This window comes from Stenotrophomonas sp. SrG (assembly GCF_050031795.1).
Taxonomy (GTDB): Bacteria; Pseudomonadota; Gammaproteobacteria; order Xanthomonadales; family Xanthomonadaceae; genus Stenotrophomonas; species Stenotrophomonas rhizophila_A.
In genome coordinates, this window is sequence record NZ_JBNBBE010001835.1 from 1 (window position 1) to 229 (window position 229).

At 69.0% G+C, this 229-nt stretch carries 1 pseudogene; it reads right to left on the reverse strand.

Features of this window, described 5'->3' with window-relative positions:
- Positions 1-23: 23 nt before the first annotated feature.
- A pseudogene (locus tag ACQG3P_RS25550) lies at positions 24-229 on the reverse strand (lipoyl(octanoyl) transferase LipB); the annotation flags it as partial.

A 229-nucleotide genomic window follows, 5' to 3' on the forward strand; every position in this document is an offset into this window, starting at 1 on the left:
GTCATGGCCTTGGTCGGCGGCGCTCAGGCCGCGTCAGTCCGATCGGGCCGGTCCGTGGCAGGCTGGAGGTCCAACCCGAACTGGCGGGCCAGATGGCCCCGCAGTACCGGCTTGACGGCCGCCATGCCGGACGGTCCCCCCAAGTCTACCATCGAGGTGACCGGCAGCCCTTGGTAGCCGCAGGGGTTGATGCGGTGGAATGGCTCCAGGTCCATCGCCACGTTGAAGG